Source organism: Fictibacillus sp. NRS-1165 (assembly GCF_050468105.1).
GTDB lineage: Bacteria > Bacillota > Bacilli > Bacillales > Fictibacillaceae > Fictibacillus_C > Fictibacillus_C terrinigri.
In genome coordinates this window covers 1-17,264 of the sequence record NZ_JBDPNU010000068.1, presented here as the reverse complement: position 1 = coordinate 17,264, position 17,264 = coordinate 1, and the positions used below count along the sequence as shown (strand labels likewise).

Here is a 17,264-nt window from a genome sequence, read left to right as displayed (position 1 = left end):
CCTAAATAGGCAAGGCCGGCAGCGAGCAGGATGTTGAAGAAAAAGCCACTGATAAAAACCTTATCCTCAAAATTCCCCTGCATATGGGCCCGGATCCCTCCAAACAGTGTGTCAAGCGCAGCCAGGACTGCGATGGAAAGATAGTTTGTATACTCCACCGGAATCCGTATTTCTGATAAAAAACCCAGCACCAGACCAATGATTAAAGCCAAGACCGGCAGCCACATTATAATTCCTCCTTTGCCTGCTTCATGTATTTCACACGGATCGGTTTATCATAGGCCGGCAGTGTCAGCTGGTTTTGTGGCTTTGAATCAATATATAGGTTCTCCCTCACAAAATCCTCCGCAGATTGCGAAGCAATGATTTTATTTTGAAGTTTTTGGGCATCGTCTGCAATGACTTTGATTTCTATTGGAAATGAGCCAAGAGGCTGGTTATTTATGTAGGTTTCACCATTAACTTCCCTGATTGGTGTAGTCGAAATAATTCGCTGGCCATCCACCGATATATCCTTTGCTTCATATCGGTTCAGTTCATTGATCAGCCGTCTGATCAATTCTGGATAGAGTTTTGGCGCTTCTCCTTCATTAAATGGTTCGACTGTAATCAGGATTCCTTGTCCGCTCACTTCTGTCAAACCTGCACCTTCTTTTAAATCATGAAGCGCTTTTTCCATGGCTTCTGTTTTTTCCTTCTTTCGCGATTGTTCATAATCATCCAAAAGGGCTTGATACTTTTTAATTTCATTGTTGAGATCCTGCTGCCTTTGCTTTTCTTTTTCCAAGTCCGCACGAAGTTCCCACATATCTCGAGTATCTCTTGTTACGGGATTGTTCGTCGTCTGGAACTGTATGGCCAGCATCAAACCAAGAACGCAGGCCACGCCGGCGAACCCTGTTTTTCTTTTGTTGTTCAATTGGCTCATCCCTCTTTGCTTAAATAAGGATCCATTGTAATATCATCCTTTGTCGCGATCCGTACATCAATGCCATCGTTTACAAGATCACTGACTACAGATAAATTTAACGATTTTCCCAATACAGACTTATCACCGATCGCAGTAATGGTAAATGGAGCCGGGTATTGGTTGCCATCGACGCTGACAACAGGGCCCACGCATGCAATATAGCTGCTGTGGGAAATTCTCTGTCCGTTTACAGCAACAGCTTCTGCTCCTGAAACCAGCATTTCGTAGATAACACTTCGAATGTGCTCTTCATGAACTATGTAATTATTGGGATTATCGCCATCCGGAACATAGGAAGAATCGGAAAGTGTCACCTCAATCCCTGGCCCTTTTACTTTTACACTTCCAACCACTTTCCTCATTTTTTTCAGGTCTTCTACTAAGTTATAGGATTTCTTCTCTTGATCAGCGAGTTTATTTTCACGTTTTTGAATCTGCAGCTGAATTTTCTTTAGTTCTCCGTTCAGTTTTCGATTCGTTTTTTGGGTACTCAATATATCGCTCCTCAAACCGTCTTCCTGTTTCCACTGACTGTTCGATTCATGGGTCGCTGCTTCCTTTTTCGTAATCTGATAGGAGTACGATAAGAAAAAGCCTGTAACAAGCATGATAATCGAAAAGAAAACGTACTTACCTGTCGGTTTCACTCTTCGGTGCCTCCTCGTTGCCGAATTCATGGAAGTACGTACTGACATCCATATTAATTACCCCTTTTCGATGGGGGCCGAGCTGCTGGACGATGGATGGATATGACTCCATTTTTCTGGCAAAATGAGTGATCGATGACCTGACCTCGTAGCCGTCTGTCATATACAGGATAATTCGGTTGGCGTCCTTGCTCTCTTGATCTAAATGGATCTCCGAAATACGGTGTACGATACCCTGTGTAAGCTTACCCAGTTCATTTGCCATGGGTTTTAATAGCTTTCGGTCTTTCCAATCCATGATGATCGGTGCGTTGACTGGCAAGGAATCTTTTTCTATCCCTTTCAGCAGCTTTCCGCTTTCGAGAACAGGATAATATTTTCCCTTGTCCTTTAAATAGCCGACTCTGTGATACTCCTTCACTTCGATTAAAAGATGATTGTAGAATTTTTTATGTACATCAACAGAGGAAATCTCCCCCATCCTGAGTATGTTCTTTTGAATGTCAACATCCGAAAGGTTCAAAAAAGAGGACTGAGCACTGATTTTTCCAGCTTTAATAATGGCCTGGTCGCTGATATTCTCGTTTCCGCTTACTGTGATCTTCTTGATGTGGCTGAAACCGGATTGAAAATAGACAAATATCAGGATCAGCAAAAAGAAAAGGGACAAGTAGATAATCATTCTTCTGTTCGTCTTTTGTTTGCGCTGTGTTTTTAATTTGGGAATACGGTCTTCAATCGTAACAACTTTATCCTTGTCCATTTCCTTTCCCCCGTAAATACAAATAACTGAATACCATCCTCCATATGTAAAGAGGAAGGAAAACAGCTTTGCAAAGCTATTCTCCTTCTCCAAAAGGATTCATTCAGTCCCATTTATGTCTATTAAATTATAACATAAGTTCCAGTGAACGATGTGGCAATTTTTAGCTTTTCCTGCCGATTATCTCCACTTCAGTCTCGATATCGATATGGTGAAGCTCTTTGATTTTTTTCTGGATAAGGGAGATCAGCTCAAGCACATCCTTCGCCTTGGCATTCCCTGTGTTCACAATAAAGTTTGCGTGCATTTCCGAAATCTGAGCTCCGCCAACCATGGTTCCTTTTAAGCCTGAGGATTCAATAAGCTGGCCGGCATAATTCGGAAGAGGATTTCGGAATACACTGCCGCAGCAAGGATAGTTCCAAGGCTGAGTGTTTCTGCGGTAATCCTTATTCTTTTTCAGTTCAGCCATAATCGTTTCCCTGTCGCCTTTTTTAAGGGCTAAAACGGCTTCTACACAAATTCCGCCCGTCTTTTGAAGGACAGAAGTGCGGTATGAGTACTCCATTTCTTCGTTCGTGAGCCATCTAAGATCACCATCCGGAAACAGTACCAATGCTTTTTTCAAGATTTTTGACATGTCCGAACCGTGAGCTCCGGCGTTCATGAACACCGCCCCGCCGAGGGATCCTGGAATACCAGCGGAAAATTCCAGACCCGAGTATCCTTCACGGGATAGGACGGTAGCCAGTTTCACAAGTGAGTACCCCCCGCCGACCGTAAACTCATCACCATTCCGTTCGAGAACGTCAAGGCCGTCACCAATCTTTATCACGACTCCTTCAATTCCTTCATCGGATACAAGCAGATTGGATCCCCGTCCGATCGGGCGGAATGGTACACCCGCTTCTTTGATATAAGTCATTGCTTTCTTCAGAGATTCTGTGCTGTTCGGCTCAAAAAACAGATCAGCGGGACCTCCGATTTTTAACGTTGTATGGTTTTTCAGCGGTTCGTTTTCCAAAACTTTGCCTAAGTTTTCGTTCCGCAGTTGTTCTGCCAGTGTATTCAAAAAAATCCCCCCCTATATCTTACATAAACCACTGTTATTTTTTATATACTTCCATTAGCTTTACGACGTTTGATGCAGCGTGAGGCATGCCCAGTTCCTTGGACGCTTTATGCATCCTTTCCCAGTTCTCGTGATGGAGCAAAATACGGTCCACTTCTTCAAGAAGCTGCGCCCCGCTCATATCCTTTTCGAGTATAACGACCGCTGCTCCGTTCTGTTGAAGAGCTCGCGCGTTCTTTTCCTGATGATTATTCGTTACATACGGGCTCGGTATTAAAATACTAGGAATTCCCAGCGCCGTCAATTCCGCAATGGATGTGGCACCAGCCCTTGCAACAACAAGGTCAACACCCGCCAGGAGTTCAGGCATGTTATGGACAAAAGGAACGATGGTTACATTCGCTGGGCTTCCTGACTCGCTGACCGCCTTCAAAACGCTGTCATAATGCACGTCACCTGTGACATAGACGAACTGGTAGCTCTTCTTCTCTGCTTCTCCCAGTACATCAAGGAACGCTTCATTGATGGGTCGAGCTCCCCGGCTTCCACCTACGATCAAGACAGTCTTTTTCTTCGGATCAAGATGCAGGGACCGTCTTCCTTTTGCGCCATCTGTTCCAATCACTTCTGAAGCTCTTGGGTTTCCTGTAAAAACCACCTTATCCGTTGGAAAATAACTTGCGCTCTCTTCAAATGAAATCGCAATCTTCTTTACGTATTTGCTGAGAAACTTGTTGGTCAGGCCAGGAACACTGTTCTGCTCATGGATGAGTGAAGGAATGTTAAGGCTGCTTGCCGCATACACGACAGGGCCGCAAACATATCCTCCAGTCCCAACGACAACATCCGGCTTAAATTCCTTCATGATCTTCTTACAGCGGGATACACCTTTTAAAAACCGCATGACCGTCTTTGCGTTCTCCAGGGAAAGACTTCTTTTGAAACCCGTAATATGAATACTTTTGAAAGGGATGTTCTCCCTCGGTACAAGCTTGCTCTCAAGCCCTTTTTCTGTACCTATATATAAAATCTCCGCATCCGGATGAAGTTTCTTGATCTCATTTGCAAGCGCCAATGCAGGATAGATATGCCCCCCTGTACCGCCGCCGCTTAACACAACTCTCATAATGCACCTCCGCAAAACTAGATAAAATAAGACGAACCCTGTCATCACACTGACAGGGCATGTGAGAGACAAATAAGCTAAAGCCGCTTTGAGGACTCTGAGCTGCAGCTGTTTCACTTCTTTGTCGATAAAATTCAGCAAGTAAGACCGCAGTTAATACTTGGCATAACGGCTGATGTTCAGCAGTACTCCGATCGATGCCAGCATGAGAGTCAGGGATGACCCGCCATAGCTGATCAGCGGAAGAGTAATGCCTGTGACAGGGATAAGACCCGTGACTACTCCGATGTTAATCATTACTTGAATAGCAACCATTCCAATAATGCCAATGGCCAGAAAGCTTCCGAACAAATCAGGCGCTCCGAGTGCAATTCTGACTCCTCTCCACAAAAGGATGCTGAAAAGAAGCAAGACGAGTGCACCGCCGATAAAACCCAGTTCTTCTGAAAGAATCGCAAAGATAAAGTCCGTCTGCGGTTCTGGAAGGTAACCGAATTTCTGACGGCTTTCGCCGAGCCCAAGCCCCATTAAGCCTCCAGGCCCAAGTGAATACAGTGACTGGATGATCTGGAACCCGCTGCCTAGTTCATCACTCCACGGGTCCAAAAAGGAAGTGATCCTTTTAATTCGGTAGGGAGCGGAAATAATGAGTCCAGCAAAGCCTGCAAGGCCTACAAATCCGAGTCCCACAAAGTGGGAGATTCTTGCACCCGCTACAAAAATCATAACGATGCTTGTGCCTACCATGACGGATCCTGTACCAAGATCCGGCTGCAGCATAATCATAGCGAATGCAATCATAACAAGCCCTAAAGTAGGGAGAAGGCCCTTCTTAAAAGACGTTATCTTTTTTTGGTGTTCTGCTAGATATTTAGCCAAAAATGTAATCATTGCAAGTTTCATAAATTCTGAAGGCTGTATGGAAAATGCTCCGACACCAATCCAGCTTCTTGCTCCGCCGCGAACCATCCCCACTCCCGGGACGAGCACGGCAACCAGCATGACGAAACAGATGATCAAGAGGATTTTTGCCCAAGTACGCCAGGTCATATAATTGACATTCATGATAAAAAACATAGCGGCCACTCCTACTCCAGCAAAAAGCAGCTGCCGCTTGGCGAAGAAGAACGGATCGTTGAACTTTACAAGTGCCCAATCCGCACTGGCGCTGTATACCATAATAATACCTATGGATAATAAAAGCATAGTCGTGCCAATTAAAATAATATCCGGTGTTGTTCGTGTCGCAGGCAAAAGAAACACCTCAACTCTTCTGTATTTGCTCGTTCCAAACCAGCATGTACAAACTCTACTTAAGTTTATGCACAGAGTTGATAAAGATGTCCCCTCTTTGTTCAAAAGTTTTAAACTGATCCCAGCTCGCACACGCCGGGGATAAAAGGATAATGTCGCCTTCAGAAGAATTCTGGTATGCGGCAGGAACGGCTTCCCCCACATTATCAACAAGTTTAATATCTTCTATTCCGGCATCGACTGCAGCACGTTGGAGCTTTGGCGCTGTCTGCCCGAACAATACAATGGATTTGACTTGCTTCAGCTGCGGAATCAAGTCATCAAACTCGTTTCCTCTGTCCAGTCCGCCTGCAAGAAGGATGATCTTTTGCCCAAATGCAGAAATGGCTTTTTGAGTAGCCAGTATGTTCGTAGCTTTTGAATCGTTATAAAATTTTCTGCCGTTGACCGTCGTTACATACTGCAGTCGGTGCTTGACACCGGTAAACGTCTTTAACGTTTCCTGGATCTGACTGTTAGTTGCTCCTGCAAGCTTTGAAGCGGCAACTGCGGCAAGGATGTTCTCAAGGTTGTGCTGCCCAGGAAGAACAATATCCTTCAAAGAGATGATTTTCTCTTCTCTGAAATAAAGGCATCCATCTTTTATGTAAGCTCCATCAAGGCATACTTCTGTAACAGAAAATGGAACCTTTACCGCTTTAGTTTTATGAGCTAATTCAGTGACTCTCTCATCATCCGCGTTATAAACTGCGAAGTCCTTTTCGGTCTGGTTCGCAAAAATCCTTCCCTTTGCTGCAGCATATTCTTCCAACGAACCATGATAATCAAGATGAGCTTTGAAAATATTAAGAAGTACGGCGATTCTTGGTGCATATGTCACTGTTCCCATCAATTGAAAACTTGATAATTCGGCAACGATGACATCAGATTCATTTGAACGGGCTGCAACTTCAGACAGCACCGTGCCGATGTTGCCTGCAACAACAGGTTGTCGGCCGCTGTTTTTAAGCATATCTCCGACAAGGGTAGTCGTCGTCGTTTTTCCGTTGGATCCCGTTATGGCGATCATTTCGGCTCTGGATACCAATCCTGCTATCTCAACCTCAGTAATGACAGGGATCCCGCGTCTAACGGCCTCATTGACAATCGGATTGGAATACGGGATTCCAGGATTCTTGACAACATAATCTGTTTGGCGGTCAAGCAATGATAAAGGATGAGCCCCGCAGACTACTTCATAGCCGTCTTTAACCAGTACTTTTGCCTGCTCATTCTCTTCGAGGGGCGTCCGGTCGTTTACAACAACGTTCGCACCGTAAGACTTAAGCAGCTTGGCAGCAGCGAATCCGCTTTTAGCCAAGCCCAGTACCAATACATTTTTTCCTTGAAAAGTTTTCAATTCGTTCATTTTATACCCACACCTCTAAATAGATTCCAAGGGCGGCGAATAACAGGCCGACACCCCAGAAAGTTACAACGATTCTCCATTCCGACCAGCCGCTGAGTTCATAGTGGTGATGAAGTGGACTCATCTTAAATATTCGTTTTCCCCGCGTTTTAAATGACGCAACCTGCAGCATAACAGACAACGTTTCAATAACAAATACTCCCCCAATAATAACGAGCAGAAGTTCTAGTTTTAAAATGATGGCAATGGCACTGATCGCTCCTCCAAGAGCAAGTGACCCGGTATCACCCATGAAAACTTTTGCCGGATGCGCGTTGAACACTAAAAAGCCAAGAACACCTCCAACAACAGCAACAGAGAATAATGCCGTTTCATAGTGGTGAAGATTAGAGGCAAGTACGGCAAACGCTCCAAATGCAATAGCAGCCGTACCGGCAAGAAGACCATCGAGGCCGTCTGTCAGGTTTACGGCATTAGAAGCTCCGATCAGCATCACAACAACAAGAACCGGATAAAACCAGCCCACGTCAAAAGAAAATTCTGTTCCCGGAACACTGATCTCGGTGGAAAAGCCTGTTTTAATAAGTCCGATGTAGAAAATGGCGGCAATGACCAGCTGACCTACGAGCTTTTGGCGGGAAGTGAGCCCTAGATTCCTCTTTTTTGCCACTTTGATAAAATCATCGAGAAAACCAACAATTCCGTAGCCGACCGTGACAAGAAGAAGCATGTAAGTCTCTGTCTTCATCCCAAAGAATTTAAGTGTCATAATATAGGTGGCCAGAGCCAGCGCGACAATGATAATGATGCCGCCCATTGTAGGTGTTCCCGATTTTTTCTGGTGTGATTTTGGCCCCTCTTCCCGAATGCTTTGCCCGAACTTCAATCTGCGTAAGAATGGTATAAAAAATGGCGAGCTTAAAACAGCAATAAGAAAAGAAGCAAGAAGTGTAAATAGTAAAACTTGTTCAATCATTTCCCTGCCCCCTGAACATCGTCAATAAATGGTTTAATGATAGTTTCCAGCGCAAGCCCTCTTGATGCTTTAAACAGAACAACAGCCTCTGGTGAAAGCAAGGAGCGGACCGCGTCAGAAGCCTCTTCTTTCTTCGTAAAAATAGCTACGTTAATACTTGGTTCACCCTTTTTCAACACTTCTTCGCCGATCCATTTTCCCTTTTCCCCTACGGCAATGACATCCGTGATAGTGTCATCAATGTGTTTTGCCACGCCGCGGTGCATTTCTTCTTCCGACGGCCCTAATTCATACATGTCACCGAGTACAACAACTTTTCTTTTATAATTGTTTAAAGCCTTTACAGCTTCGATGGCGGCAGCCATACTGGTCGGACTTGCGTTATAAGCATCATTGATCAGAAGCGCTCCATTCAAACCGCGGTATTTTTCAAGCCGCATGTTTGTCAGCATCAGGTTTTTCAAGCCCTCATTGATCATACTGTCCTCAATATTCAAATAATGGCCGACTGCGATAGCATATGCTGCATTTTTCACATTATGTGTTCCGAGCAGGGGAAGAGAGTACACCATATTCTCCCCTTCGAGTTCAAATGTAAATCCATCCTCATCGCCTTCTTGATTCACGATCTTGACGGTGCAGTCTTCTCCATAGCCGCACTTTAATACATTGTGAGAGGAGAGATGCTGAAGCAGGGGTTCATCACCATCAACAATGAGCAGACCGCTTTCTTTTAATCCGTCTTTAATCTCAAGCTTGGCTTTTGCGATTCCTTCTCTGCTTCCGAGATATTCGATATGGGATTCTCCAATATTCGTGACAATCGCCAAATCCGGCTCCGATAATTTGCTCAGCAATGAAATCTCGCCAAAATTGCTCATTCCCATCTCAAGAATAATAACTTCTGTATCATTCTCCATGGAAAGGATGGTCAGCGGCAGGCCGATATGATTGTTGTAGTTCCCTTGTGTCTTGTGAGTTTTAAAAGTCGTCGAGATCACAGCCTCAAGCAGATCCTTTGTTGTCGTCTTTCCATTTGAGCCTGTCACACCTATAACGACAGGCTTAACTTTCTTTAAATACAGCTTAGCCATCTTTTGAAGAGCTTCCACCGTATCATCTACGAAAAGAAGAGGAAACGAGCTCTCAAGCCCTTGAGGAACAGGTGTACCTCTTTTCCAAAGGGAAGCTACGGCACCTTGTTCAATCGCCTGCATGACAAAATTATGTCCGTCGAACTTCTCTCCGGAAATCGGTATATACAGTGACTGCGGAGAAGGCTGCCTTGAATCCTTGGTCACCCCCTGAATCACTGTATTCTCAATGTTTCCAGATGTCGATATGCATATGCCTGTTAATTCTTTTAATTCCAATCTCATTGCTATTTCGCTCCAATCGCTTCCGCAGCTACTTTCCGGTCATCAAAATCCAGAACGTTTTTTCCGATAATCTGGTAGGTTTCATGCCCTTTTCCGGCTATCAGAATAATATCGTTGTCTTCCGCAATCTCTATCGCATGGACGATCGCATCTTTACGGTCCGGTTTAATGATGTATTCATAGTCCTGCACGCCTGCTTTCATATCCTCGAGGATGGCAAGCGGATCTTCCGTCCTCGGATTATCTGAGGTAAAGATGGCTACATCTGAATTTTCGGCAGCAATCTTAGCCATCAACGGCCGTTTTGTTTTGTCACGGTCGCCTCCGCATCCTACGACAGAAATAACCTTTCCAACGGCAAATTCTTTTACTGTTGTCAGCGCGTTTTCAAGGCTGTCAGGAGTGTGGGCATAATCCACGATTACCGTGAAGCTCTGGCCGGCGTCCACGGTTTCAAAACGTCCCGGTACACCCTTCACATTTTCCATTGTTTTAATAATCGAGTCAATCGGGATTCCGGATAAAAGGGTAGCTGAAATTGCGGCAAGGACGTTATACACCGAAAATTTGCCTACAAGTTTTAAGGAAACCGGCCTCTCTTCAAGCGGTGTTACAAGCGTAAAGGAGGTTCCTTTTCCGGTCACCTTAATATCCTTCGCCATAATATCACTTTTTTGTTCAATGCCATACGTTAAGATTTGAGCGGCTGTCATTTTTTCGAACTCTTTTGAAGCTTCGTCATCTCTGTTCAGGATAGCGATCTTCTCTTTGTTCCCGGCGTATGTATTACCGAGCTGAGCAAACAAAAGCCCCTTAGCTCTTAAATACGTCTCCATATCCTTGTGATAGTCTAGATGATCCTGGGTAAAATTCGTGAACACAGCAATATCATAATCACAGCCCCGGACTCTGCCCATATCAAGAGCATGGGACGATACTTCCATGACTGCACTCTCCACGCCCTGGTCAATCATCTCTTTAAACGCTTTTTGCAGGAAAAGGGATTCTGGAGTCGTGTTGGTAACTTTATGGCTTACCCCGTTTATCTTCATATCGATCGTGCCGATCATTCCCGTTCTTTTCCCAGCATCTGAGAAAACCTGTTCGATCAGATGCGCTGTAGTCGTTTTGCCATTCGTTCCGGTTACTCCGATCAAATGAAGTTTATTTGTCGGATAACCATAAAATACGTTGGCCAGTACGGCCATTGCCCTTTTTGTATCGTTCACTATAATCACTGGCACGGAGTCCATGCCGGGAAGATGCTTTTCAGCCAATACCGCAGCAGCTCCGTTACGGACAGCCTGCTCGGCATAGTCATGTCCGTCTACCGTATACCCTTTGATGCAGACAAACAGACTCCCCGGCCGTGCTGCTCTGGAGTCCATTTCAATCGAAGTAATTTCAACGTTCGTTTCATGATCTGTTTTATAGTTTAATAAATGATTCACTAGTGTCTTAAGTTCCACTTTATCACGACCTTTCTAAAAGAGTTCACATCAGAAAAAGAAGCCAAGGCTGTCGCCTGGCTATTAGCATTCAAATCTATTTTAATCCTACCTACCCGGTTTGTCACCCAAAAACAGGCGAATTACCGATCCAGGTTTGAGTTTCACTCCGGGTTCAGGCGCTTGTTTGACCACATAATTACCCTTGCCGGAGCTTTGAATTTTCAAATCATACATCAATCCCTTAACCTCTTTTGTCGACTTGCCGACAAGATTTGGCACTTTAATAAGTTCTTGATCCTGCCATGTTTTTTTCTTTTCGATCTGGTTCGTCCTCTTTTCTACCCCCATCGCCCGCAGCGAGTCATCTACAATCTTGCCGACCATCGGTGCAGCAACCACTCCGCCGAACTGTATGGTATCCTTCGGATTGTCGACCGCAACATATACGACGATCTGCGGATCGTCTGCAGGAGCCATGCCAATAAAGGAAACAATATGATTGTTTTGAAGATATTTTCCGTCCTTTGCTTTCTGCGCAGTCCCTGTCTTCCCGCCTAGACGATAGCCGTCCACAAATGCAGGGCGTCCCGTACCCTCAGCGACCACAGTCTCAAGCGCATGCCGGACTTCTTTTGACGTTTTTTCTGAGATGACCCGCCGCTTCAATTTCGGCGTCTGCCTGCTTACCGTCTTTCCAGTCGCCGGATCGACCAGCTCTTTGGCGATATATGGCTCATAAAGATAGCCGCCGTTGATTGCGGCTGAAACCGCAGCCACCTGTTGGATCGGGGTTACGGATACGCCTTGGCCGAATGCAGTCGTTGCAAGCTCCAGCGGCCCGACATTCTTTAGATTGAATAAAATCCCTGTTCCTTCTCCCTGAAGATCAATACCGGTCTTCTGTCCAAAACCAAACTTATGGATATAGGAGAACAGCTTTTCTTTGCCCAGCCGCTGGCCAAGAATAACAAACCCGGGGTTGCACGAATTTTGAACGCCTTCCAAAAAAGATTGGCTGCCGTGCCCTCCCCTTTTCCAGCAGCGCAATTTCCTGCCGCCGACTTCAATCGAGCCCGGATCGTGAAAATGATCGTTATTAAGATCTACTTTATTTTCTTCCAGCGCCGCGGCCAACGTAATGATTTTAAAGGTGGATCCAGGCTCATAGTTCGCCCAGACCGGAAGATTGCGGTTATACACTTCAGGCGCGACACGGCGATATTCTTCGGGATTAAAGTCAGGACGGCTTGACATGCCAAGGATTTCACCGGTGTTAGGGTTCATAGCAATGGCAACAGCCCCGTCCGGATTATACTTCGCTTGAGCGATGTCCAGTTCGCGCTCAATGATCGTCTGTACCTTGGAATCGATTGTCAGTTTAAGGTTATAGCCATCTTTAGGCCTCTCATAATCGTCCGATAATGAAGGCATTCTTCTTCCCCTGGCATCTGAGAAAAATGAAACGTGCCCCTTCGTTCCTTTTAGTTCCTTGTCATAATAGGCTTCTAACCCCATTAAACCTTGGTTATCGATGCCTGCAAACCCTAAAACATGAGAAAGATAGCTTCCAAACGGATAGTGCCTCTTGCTGTCCTCTGCGATAAAAATTCCCGGCAGGTTAAGTTCGCGGACTTTATTCGCTTTTTCATTGCTGATCTTCCTTCCGCCCTGATCGAGGCGGATGATGGAAGACTTTTTGGTGATTTTTTTATATACGTCTAGCTGTGATATATCGAGCACAGCTGCTAATTTTTCTGACGTTTGTACAGGATCATTGATCTGCCTTGGTATGACAAAGACTGTCGGCGCACTGACATTCGTTGCCAGCGGCACATTGTTTCGATCGAGAATCTCACCCCGCTGCGGTTCGAAAGGAATATTCCGGCTCCATGAATCAAGCGCTTTGCCAGTCAGCCAGTCCCCAATCACAAACTGAACATACCCGAGTCTGACACCAATGATAAAAAAGAACAGCAGACCAAAGGTAAGAATAAAAATTAACCGCCTACGCACTGTCACATTTGAAACACGCACATGATTACCTCCTCCACATGGCTCGTTTCAAATATATGCTTGTACATAGGCGATTAGAACGGAGGACCGTTCGCCCTCCCGCTTGTCTATTCCGTTCCGCCTCCGCTTTCATCGCTAAGATTTACCGAAGGCATTTCAGGTTTATCGAACTCCACAGTGAGGTAATCTTTATCTTTGATTACCGATCCCTTCTTTAAGCTCTGCTTGGATGCAAAGCCTGAACCTTTTACAGATGCATCAATGTCCATGATCTTTGAAAACTTCAGAACATCGGTTAATGACCAGCCGGTTAGATCCGGCATTTGAACATCTCCCTCGGTACGAAGGATGACCCTCTCTCCAGGAAGGAGTCCTGAATGGGCAGATGGCTGCTGGGAAATCACCTGGCTTCCGCTGCCAAGCGTCAGTACTTTCATACCTTTCTGCTTTAGTTGTTTCTCAGCGTCTGCAGCTTCCTTACCACTGTAGTCATCAATTTTGACGGAACTGTCGGATATTTTTCGTTTCGTTACTTTTTCATCCTCAGGTTCAATGTTTAAATACTGAAGGCTGTTTTTCATGACGGTCGTAAAAATGTCTGAAACCGGATAAGAACCAAGCTCATTATTTTTCAAATGAGGGCGGTCCACTGCAATGTAAACAAGAAGCTTTGGATCGTCCTTAGGAGCCATGCCCATGAAAGAAAAAAGGTTCTTGCCCCATCCGTGGGCATATCTTCCGTTCTCTTTATCTACGACTTGCGCTGTACCAGTTTTACCTGCAATGGAATACCCTTTAATTTGATAAGGCTTTCCTGTCCCCTTGGTCACCACGGTTTCCAAAATATCTCGAACCTCTTTTGATGTTTTTTCTGATATAGGTGTGCCAACTACCTCTGGTTTGTGCTGCATCAGCACTTTCTTGCTGGAAGGATCGACGACTTTGTCAATCACGTACGGCTTCATCATTTTACCGCCGTTCGCGATCGCTGTAGCCGCCTGAATCTGCTGAATCGGAGTAACGGTTGTACCCTGGCCGAAGGCAGTGGTCAGTTTTTCAATTTCATAGTTATAAAGGATCCTTCCGGCTTTTTCATTTGGCAGATCGATCCCCGTAGGGCGGTCCAAGCCAAACTTTTTCAAATAGTTTAACAGCCGGTCGTAGCCCAGTTTTTCTCTTGCCAGTTTGGAAAACAGTACGTTCGAAGAGTTTTGTACCCCTTCATTAAACGTAATCGTTCCCCATCCTACTCTATTGTGATCGCTGATCGGGCGGTTGTGGGGAATCTTATATTGGCCAGATTGATACGTTTCATTGCCGTTATAGACACCTTCCTGAATGGCTGCAGCCAGCGTGAAAATTTTCATGGTTGAACCCGGCTCATAAGGATCCGAGATGGCAAGATTTGTAAAGTCCTTAATGTTGCGTTTGTTAGGGTTGAATGCCGGACGGTTGCTCATGGCCAGAATTTTTCCGGTTTTAGGATCGGCTACGATTCCGATTATTTTTTCTGGCTTGTATTTTTTGTTCACCTTATCCATCGACTGCTCGAGCACCATCTGAATCTTTTCATCAAGGGTTAAGTATACATTTGAACCGTTTTTCGGTTTCTTGATCCGTTCTCTTGGATCGGGAAGCTTGACGCCTTTTGTATCACTCTTGAATGACAGGCTTCCATTCGTCTCTTTTAAGTATTTATCCAGCGTCTTTTCAAGGCCCAAAGCCCCGGATATTTCATTCTGCCCCTGTTCGTTCGTATAGCCGATTACATAAGGTGCAAAGGTCTGGTTCGGGTAATACCGTTTGGTTTCCGGACGGAATTCAATACCTTCAATCTTCAACTTTTCGATTTTTTCTTTCTCACTGTGGCTGATTTTCCTCCCGCCTGGCACTTGAACTTCAAACAATTTCTTTTTGCTTAAAGCTTCTTCAATGGTTGACTCATCCGCATCGAGAACACCCGCAAGCTTAGCAGCAGCTCCTGCAGGGTCTTTAATGTGCGCCGGATACTTCTTGTCAAGCGTGGCCGTTACTGTATAGGACGGAATATCTTCGGCGATCGCCTCGCCACGCCGGTCAAAGATCGTTCCGCGGTTGGCATCTAGCGTTTTGTGCCGCGTCCACTTTTCCTCTGCGTACGCTTTTAAATCGACGTTCTCAATATGCTTCGTATACGCAATGTAAAAAAACCTTCCTATCAACACAAAAAAGAGCAGGCTGAAAAATAACATGATAACCCCTGCTCCCCAATTAAATTTAAACTTATTCTCCATCGTTTAACACTCCGCCTTAATTTTCAAGCACTTTTACGTTTTTATCGTTGAGCGTCATCCCTAGCTTATCTTTTGCAATCTTAAGAATACGATTTGGGTCACTTAGTTCTTTGACTTGCTGTTTGTAATCATCTACTACTTTTGTTTCATAATCAATGGAGCTTTGAACCGATTCAATGCTGGAGTTGACCTTATAGATTGAGGCGTAGTTTGACACCATGAAAATAGCGCCTGCAATAAGCAGAAGGGATGCAAAAACCCAAAGGAACTTTTCTCCTTTTGTAATTCGTGAGGTTCTGACTCTCGGCTGCACTTGCGGCTGCTGAACATGTTTTCGTTTTGTTTCTTGTTGATATTGTCTCTGTGTTTGATACGCTAAATTACTCAACCCATAACTCTCCTTTATTTTTGTTTTTCTGCTACACGCAGTTTGGCCGACCGTGATCGTCTATTGGTATCTATTTCCTCTTCACGTGGTAGTATCGGCTTTCTCGTGATGTTTTTTAATACCGGAAGAAACTCCTCGGGTATAATCGGTAAACCTGGTGGCAAGGAAGGTCCTGTGCTGTATTTTTTAATAATGGTTTTGCAGGCTCTGTCCTCCAGTGAGTGGAACGTAATGACACTTATCCTTCCTCCGATGGAGAGCAGTTCTATCGAATCCTCTAAAGCTTCTTCAAACGCATTCAATTCATCATTCACCGCAATTCGGATCGCCTGAAACGTTCTTTTTGCTGGATGTCCGCCAGCTCTCCTGGCTGGTGCAGGGATCGCATCCTTAATCAGGTCTACCAGTTGTCCGGTTGTTTCAATGGTTCTCTCTTTTCGGGATGCTTCAATTTTTCTTGCGATCTGCTTGGCAAACTTTTCTTCGCCATACTGAAAAATGATTTTCACGAGCTTTTCATAGGGCCACTCATTAACAACCTCATGGGCAGACAGTGAAGCTGTCCGATCCATCCTCATATCTAGCGGCGCATCGTGCTGATAGCTGAATCCTCGTTCTGCTTCATCCAGCTGCGGCGAGGAGACACCCAGGTCAAATAGAATTCCATCCACTTTCTCGATCCCACGTTTGTAAAGTTCGTCTTGAATGTTGCGGAAATTGCTTTTAATAATGGTGAAAGTTCCTTCATATTCCTTTAGGGCAGCTTTTGCATGTTCAATGGCCGTGTCATCTTGGTCAAAAGCATACAAGTGGCCTGTTGTCAGTTTTGAGAGTATGAGTCCGCTGTGGCCTGCTCCTCCAAGTGTACAGTCAACATAAATTCCATCCGGTTTCACGTTTAAGGCATTAACAGCTTCTTCTTTAAGTACGGTAATATGGTCAAACATGTTGTATTCCTTCCTGTGTCAAGAGTTAGAGAGTCATTTGGCTACAAATCAAAATCCATGAGGCTCTCGGCAATTTCACCAAAAGATTCCTCCGATGCTGCAAAATATTCTTCCCAGATTGATTTGCTCCAAATCTCAATTCTATTCGATACACCTATCACTACGCAATCTTTTTCGAGTTTGGCGTACTCTCTAAGCTGGGGTGCAACGTTTACTCTCCCCTGTTTGTCCAATTGGCATTCTGCTGCACCGGAAAAGAAGAAGCGGGTGAAAGCTCTTGCATCTTTTTTTGTGAAGGGCAAACTCTTCAATTTATCCTCGATCACTTTCCACTCTTCAAGCGGATAGCCGAAGACACATTGATCCATCCCACGAGTGAGAATGAAGGTCGAACCAAGGTTTTCACGAAATTTAGCAGGGATAATCATACGTCCTTTTTCATCGATGTTATGCTGATATTCACCCATGAACATAGGACATCCCCCACTTTCTACCCTAACTCTACCACAATGCCCCACTTTTCACCACTACCAAATTATTCGCTGACAAAAAAAAGAATCCTGCTGTAGGAGCAGGATTTCAGCTTGTAGACAAAGT

16 protein-coding genes are annotated in these 17,264 nt (G+C 44.9%); all 16 read right to left on the bottom strand.

Annotated elements, in window-relative coordinates; translation table 11 throughout:
• The coding region (locus ABHN01_RS22920; RefSeq protein WP_429877454.1) for a small basic family protein at window positions 1-227 on the bottom strand (227 nt) is incomplete at its 3' end.
• Window positions 227-919 carry a DUF881 domain-containing protein gene (locus ABHN01_RS22915; RefSeq protein ID WP_429877453.1) on the bottom strand — a complete coding sequence of 231 codons (693 nt, stop codon included), beginning with the start codon at window positions 917-919 and terminating at the stop codon, window positions 227-229. The genes ABHN01_RS22920 and ABHN01_RS22915, both read right to left, overlap by 1 nt.
• 5 nt (window positions 920-924) lie before the next feature.
• A complete protein-coding gene (locus ABHN01_RS22910; RefSeq protein ID WP_429877452.1) occupies window positions 925-1,617 on the bottom strand; it encodes a DUF881 domain-containing protein in 693 nt (230 codons plus the stop codon).
• A complete protein-coding gene (locus ABHN01_RS22905) occupies window positions 1,601-2,380 on the bottom strand; it encodes a cell division protein FtsQ/DivIB (RefSeq protein WP_429877451.1) in 780 nt (259 codons plus the stop codon). Before ABHN01_RS22905 ends, ABHN01_RS22910 begins: the two co-directional genes overlap by 17 nt.
• 163 nt (window positions 2,381-2,543) lie before the next feature.
• Entirely contained in the window at window positions 2,544-3,452 is a 909-nt protein-coding gene (gene murB / locus ABHN01_RS22900; protein WP_429877450.1) for a UDP-N-acetylmuramate dehydrogenase, read from the bottom strand.
• A 34-nt stretch (window positions 3,453-3,486) separates the two neighbouring features.
• Entirely contained in the window at window positions 3,487-4,578 is a 1,092-nt protein-coding gene (gene murG, locus ABHN01_RS22895) for an undecaprenyldiphospho-muramoylpentapeptide beta-N-acetylglucosaminyltransferase (protein ID WP_429877449.1), read from the bottom strand.
• A 153-nt stretch (window positions 4,579-4,731) separates the two neighbouring features.
• Window positions 4,732-5,832: a stage V sporulation protein E gene (gene spoVE, locus ABHN01_RS22890; protein ID WP_290399648.1), complete on the bottom strand. Its 1,101-nt coding sequence runs from the start codon at window positions 5,830-5,832 to the stop codon at window positions 4,732-4,734.
• A gap of 55 nt (window positions 5,833-5,887) precedes the next feature.
• The gene (gene murD, locus ABHN01_RS22885; RefSeq protein ID WP_429877448.1) at window positions 5,888-7,240 is read right to left on the bottom strand and encodes a UDP-N-acetylmuramoyl-L-alanine--D-glutamate ligase; all 1,353 of its coding nucleotides are present in this window, start codon (window positions 7,238-7,240) and stop codon (window positions 5,888-5,890) included.
• A 1-nt stretch (window position 7,241) separates the two neighbouring features.
• On the bottom strand, window positions 7,242-8,216 hold the full coding sequence (gene mraY / locus ABHN01_RS22880; RefSeq protein WP_429877447.1) for a phospho-N-acetylmuramoyl-pentapeptide-transferase: 975 nt from the start codon (window positions 8,214-8,216) through the stop codon (window positions 7,242-7,244).
• On the bottom strand, window positions 8,213-9,595 hold the full coding sequence (locus tag ABHN01_RS22875; protein ID WP_429877446.1) for a UDP-N-acetylmuramoyl-tripeptide--D-alanyl-D-alanine ligase: 1,383 nt from the start codon (window positions 9,593-9,595) through the stop codon (window positions 8,213-8,215). Before ABHN01_RS22875 ends, mraY begins: the two co-directional genes overlap by 4 nt.
• A gap of 2 nt (window positions 9,596-9,597) precedes the next feature.
• Window positions 9,598-11,064, bottom strand: coding sequence for a UDP-N-acetylmuramoyl-L-alanyl-D-glutamate--2,6-diaminopimelate ligase (locus tag ABHN01_RS22870; RefSeq protein WP_429877445.1), 1,467 nt, complete (start codon window positions 11,062-11,064; stop codon window positions 9,598-9,600).
• A gap of 87 nt (window positions 11,065-11,151) precedes the next feature.
• On the bottom strand, window positions 11,152-13,080 hold the full coding sequence (locus tag ABHN01_RS22865) for a stage V sporulation protein D (RefSeq protein ID WP_429877444.1): 1,929 nt from the start codon (window positions 13,078-13,080) through the stop codon (window positions 11,152-11,154).
• A gap of 86 nt (window positions 13,081-13,166) precedes the next feature.
• Window positions 13,167-15,332 carry a penicillin-binding protein gene (locus tag ABHN01_RS22860; protein WP_429877443.1) on the bottom strand — a complete coding sequence of 722 codons (2,166 nt, stop codon included), beginning with the start codon at window positions 15,330-15,332 and terminating at the stop codon, window positions 13,167-13,169.
• A gap of 16 nt (window positions 15,333-15,348) precedes the next feature.
• Window positions 15,349-15,720 carry a cell division protein FtsL gene (ftsL, locus tag ABHN01_RS22855; RefSeq protein WP_290399655.1) on the bottom strand — a complete coding sequence of 124 codons (372 nt, stop codon included), beginning with the start codon at window positions 15,718-15,720 and terminating at the stop codon, window positions 15,349-15,351.
• 14 nt (window positions 15,721-15,734) lie between these two features.
• A complete protein-coding gene (gene rsmH / locus ABHN01_RS22850) occupies window positions 15,735-16,667 on the bottom strand; it encodes a 16S rRNA (cytosine(1402)-N(4))-methyltransferase RsmH (RefSeq protein ID WP_290399656.1) in 933 nt (310 codons plus the stop codon).
• Between the two features lie 41 nt (window positions 16,668-16,708).
• Complete coding sequence (gene mraZ, locus ABHN01_RS22845; RefSeq protein WP_290399657.1) at window positions 16,709-17,140, bottom strand: division/cell wall cluster transcriptional repressor MraZ; 432 nt, start codon at window positions 17,138-17,140, stop codon at window positions 16,709-16,711.
• Between the last annotated feature and the right edge of the window lie 124 nt (window positions 17,141-17,264).

Bases quoted from the DNA above. Each gene is read 5' to 3' on its own strand.
- mraZ (WP_290399657.1), bottom strand. From the start codon at position 17,140: ATGTTCATGGGTGAATATCAGCATAACATCGATGAAAAAGGACGTATG.
- ABHN01_RS22860 (WP_429877443.1), bottom strand. From the start codon at position 15,332: ATGGAGAATAAGTTTAAATTTAATTGGGGAGCAGGGGTTATCATGTTA.
- murG (WP_429877449.1), bottom strand. From the start codon at position 4,578: ATGAGAGTTGTGTTAAGCGGCGGCGGTACAGGGGGGCATATCTATCCT.
- ABHN01_RS22905 (WP_429877451.1), bottom strand. From the start codon at position 2,380: ATGGACAAGGATAAAGTTGTTACGATTGAAGACCGTATTCCCAAATTA.
- murD (WP_429877448.1), bottom strand. From the start codon at position 7,240: ATGAACGAATTGAAAACTTTTCAAGGAAAAAATGTATTGGTACTGGGC.
- rsmH (WP_290399656.1), bottom strand. From the start codon at position 16,667: ATGTTTGACCATATTACCGTACTTAAAGAAGAAGCTGTTAATGCCTTA.
- mraY (WP_429877447.1), bottom strand. From the start codon at position 8,216: ATGATTGAACAAGTTTTACTATTTACACTTCTTGCTTCTTTTCTTATT.
- ABHN01_RS22875 (WP_429877446.1), bottom strand. From the start codon at position 9,595: ATGAGATTGGAATTAAAAGAATTAACAGGCATATGCATATCGACATCT.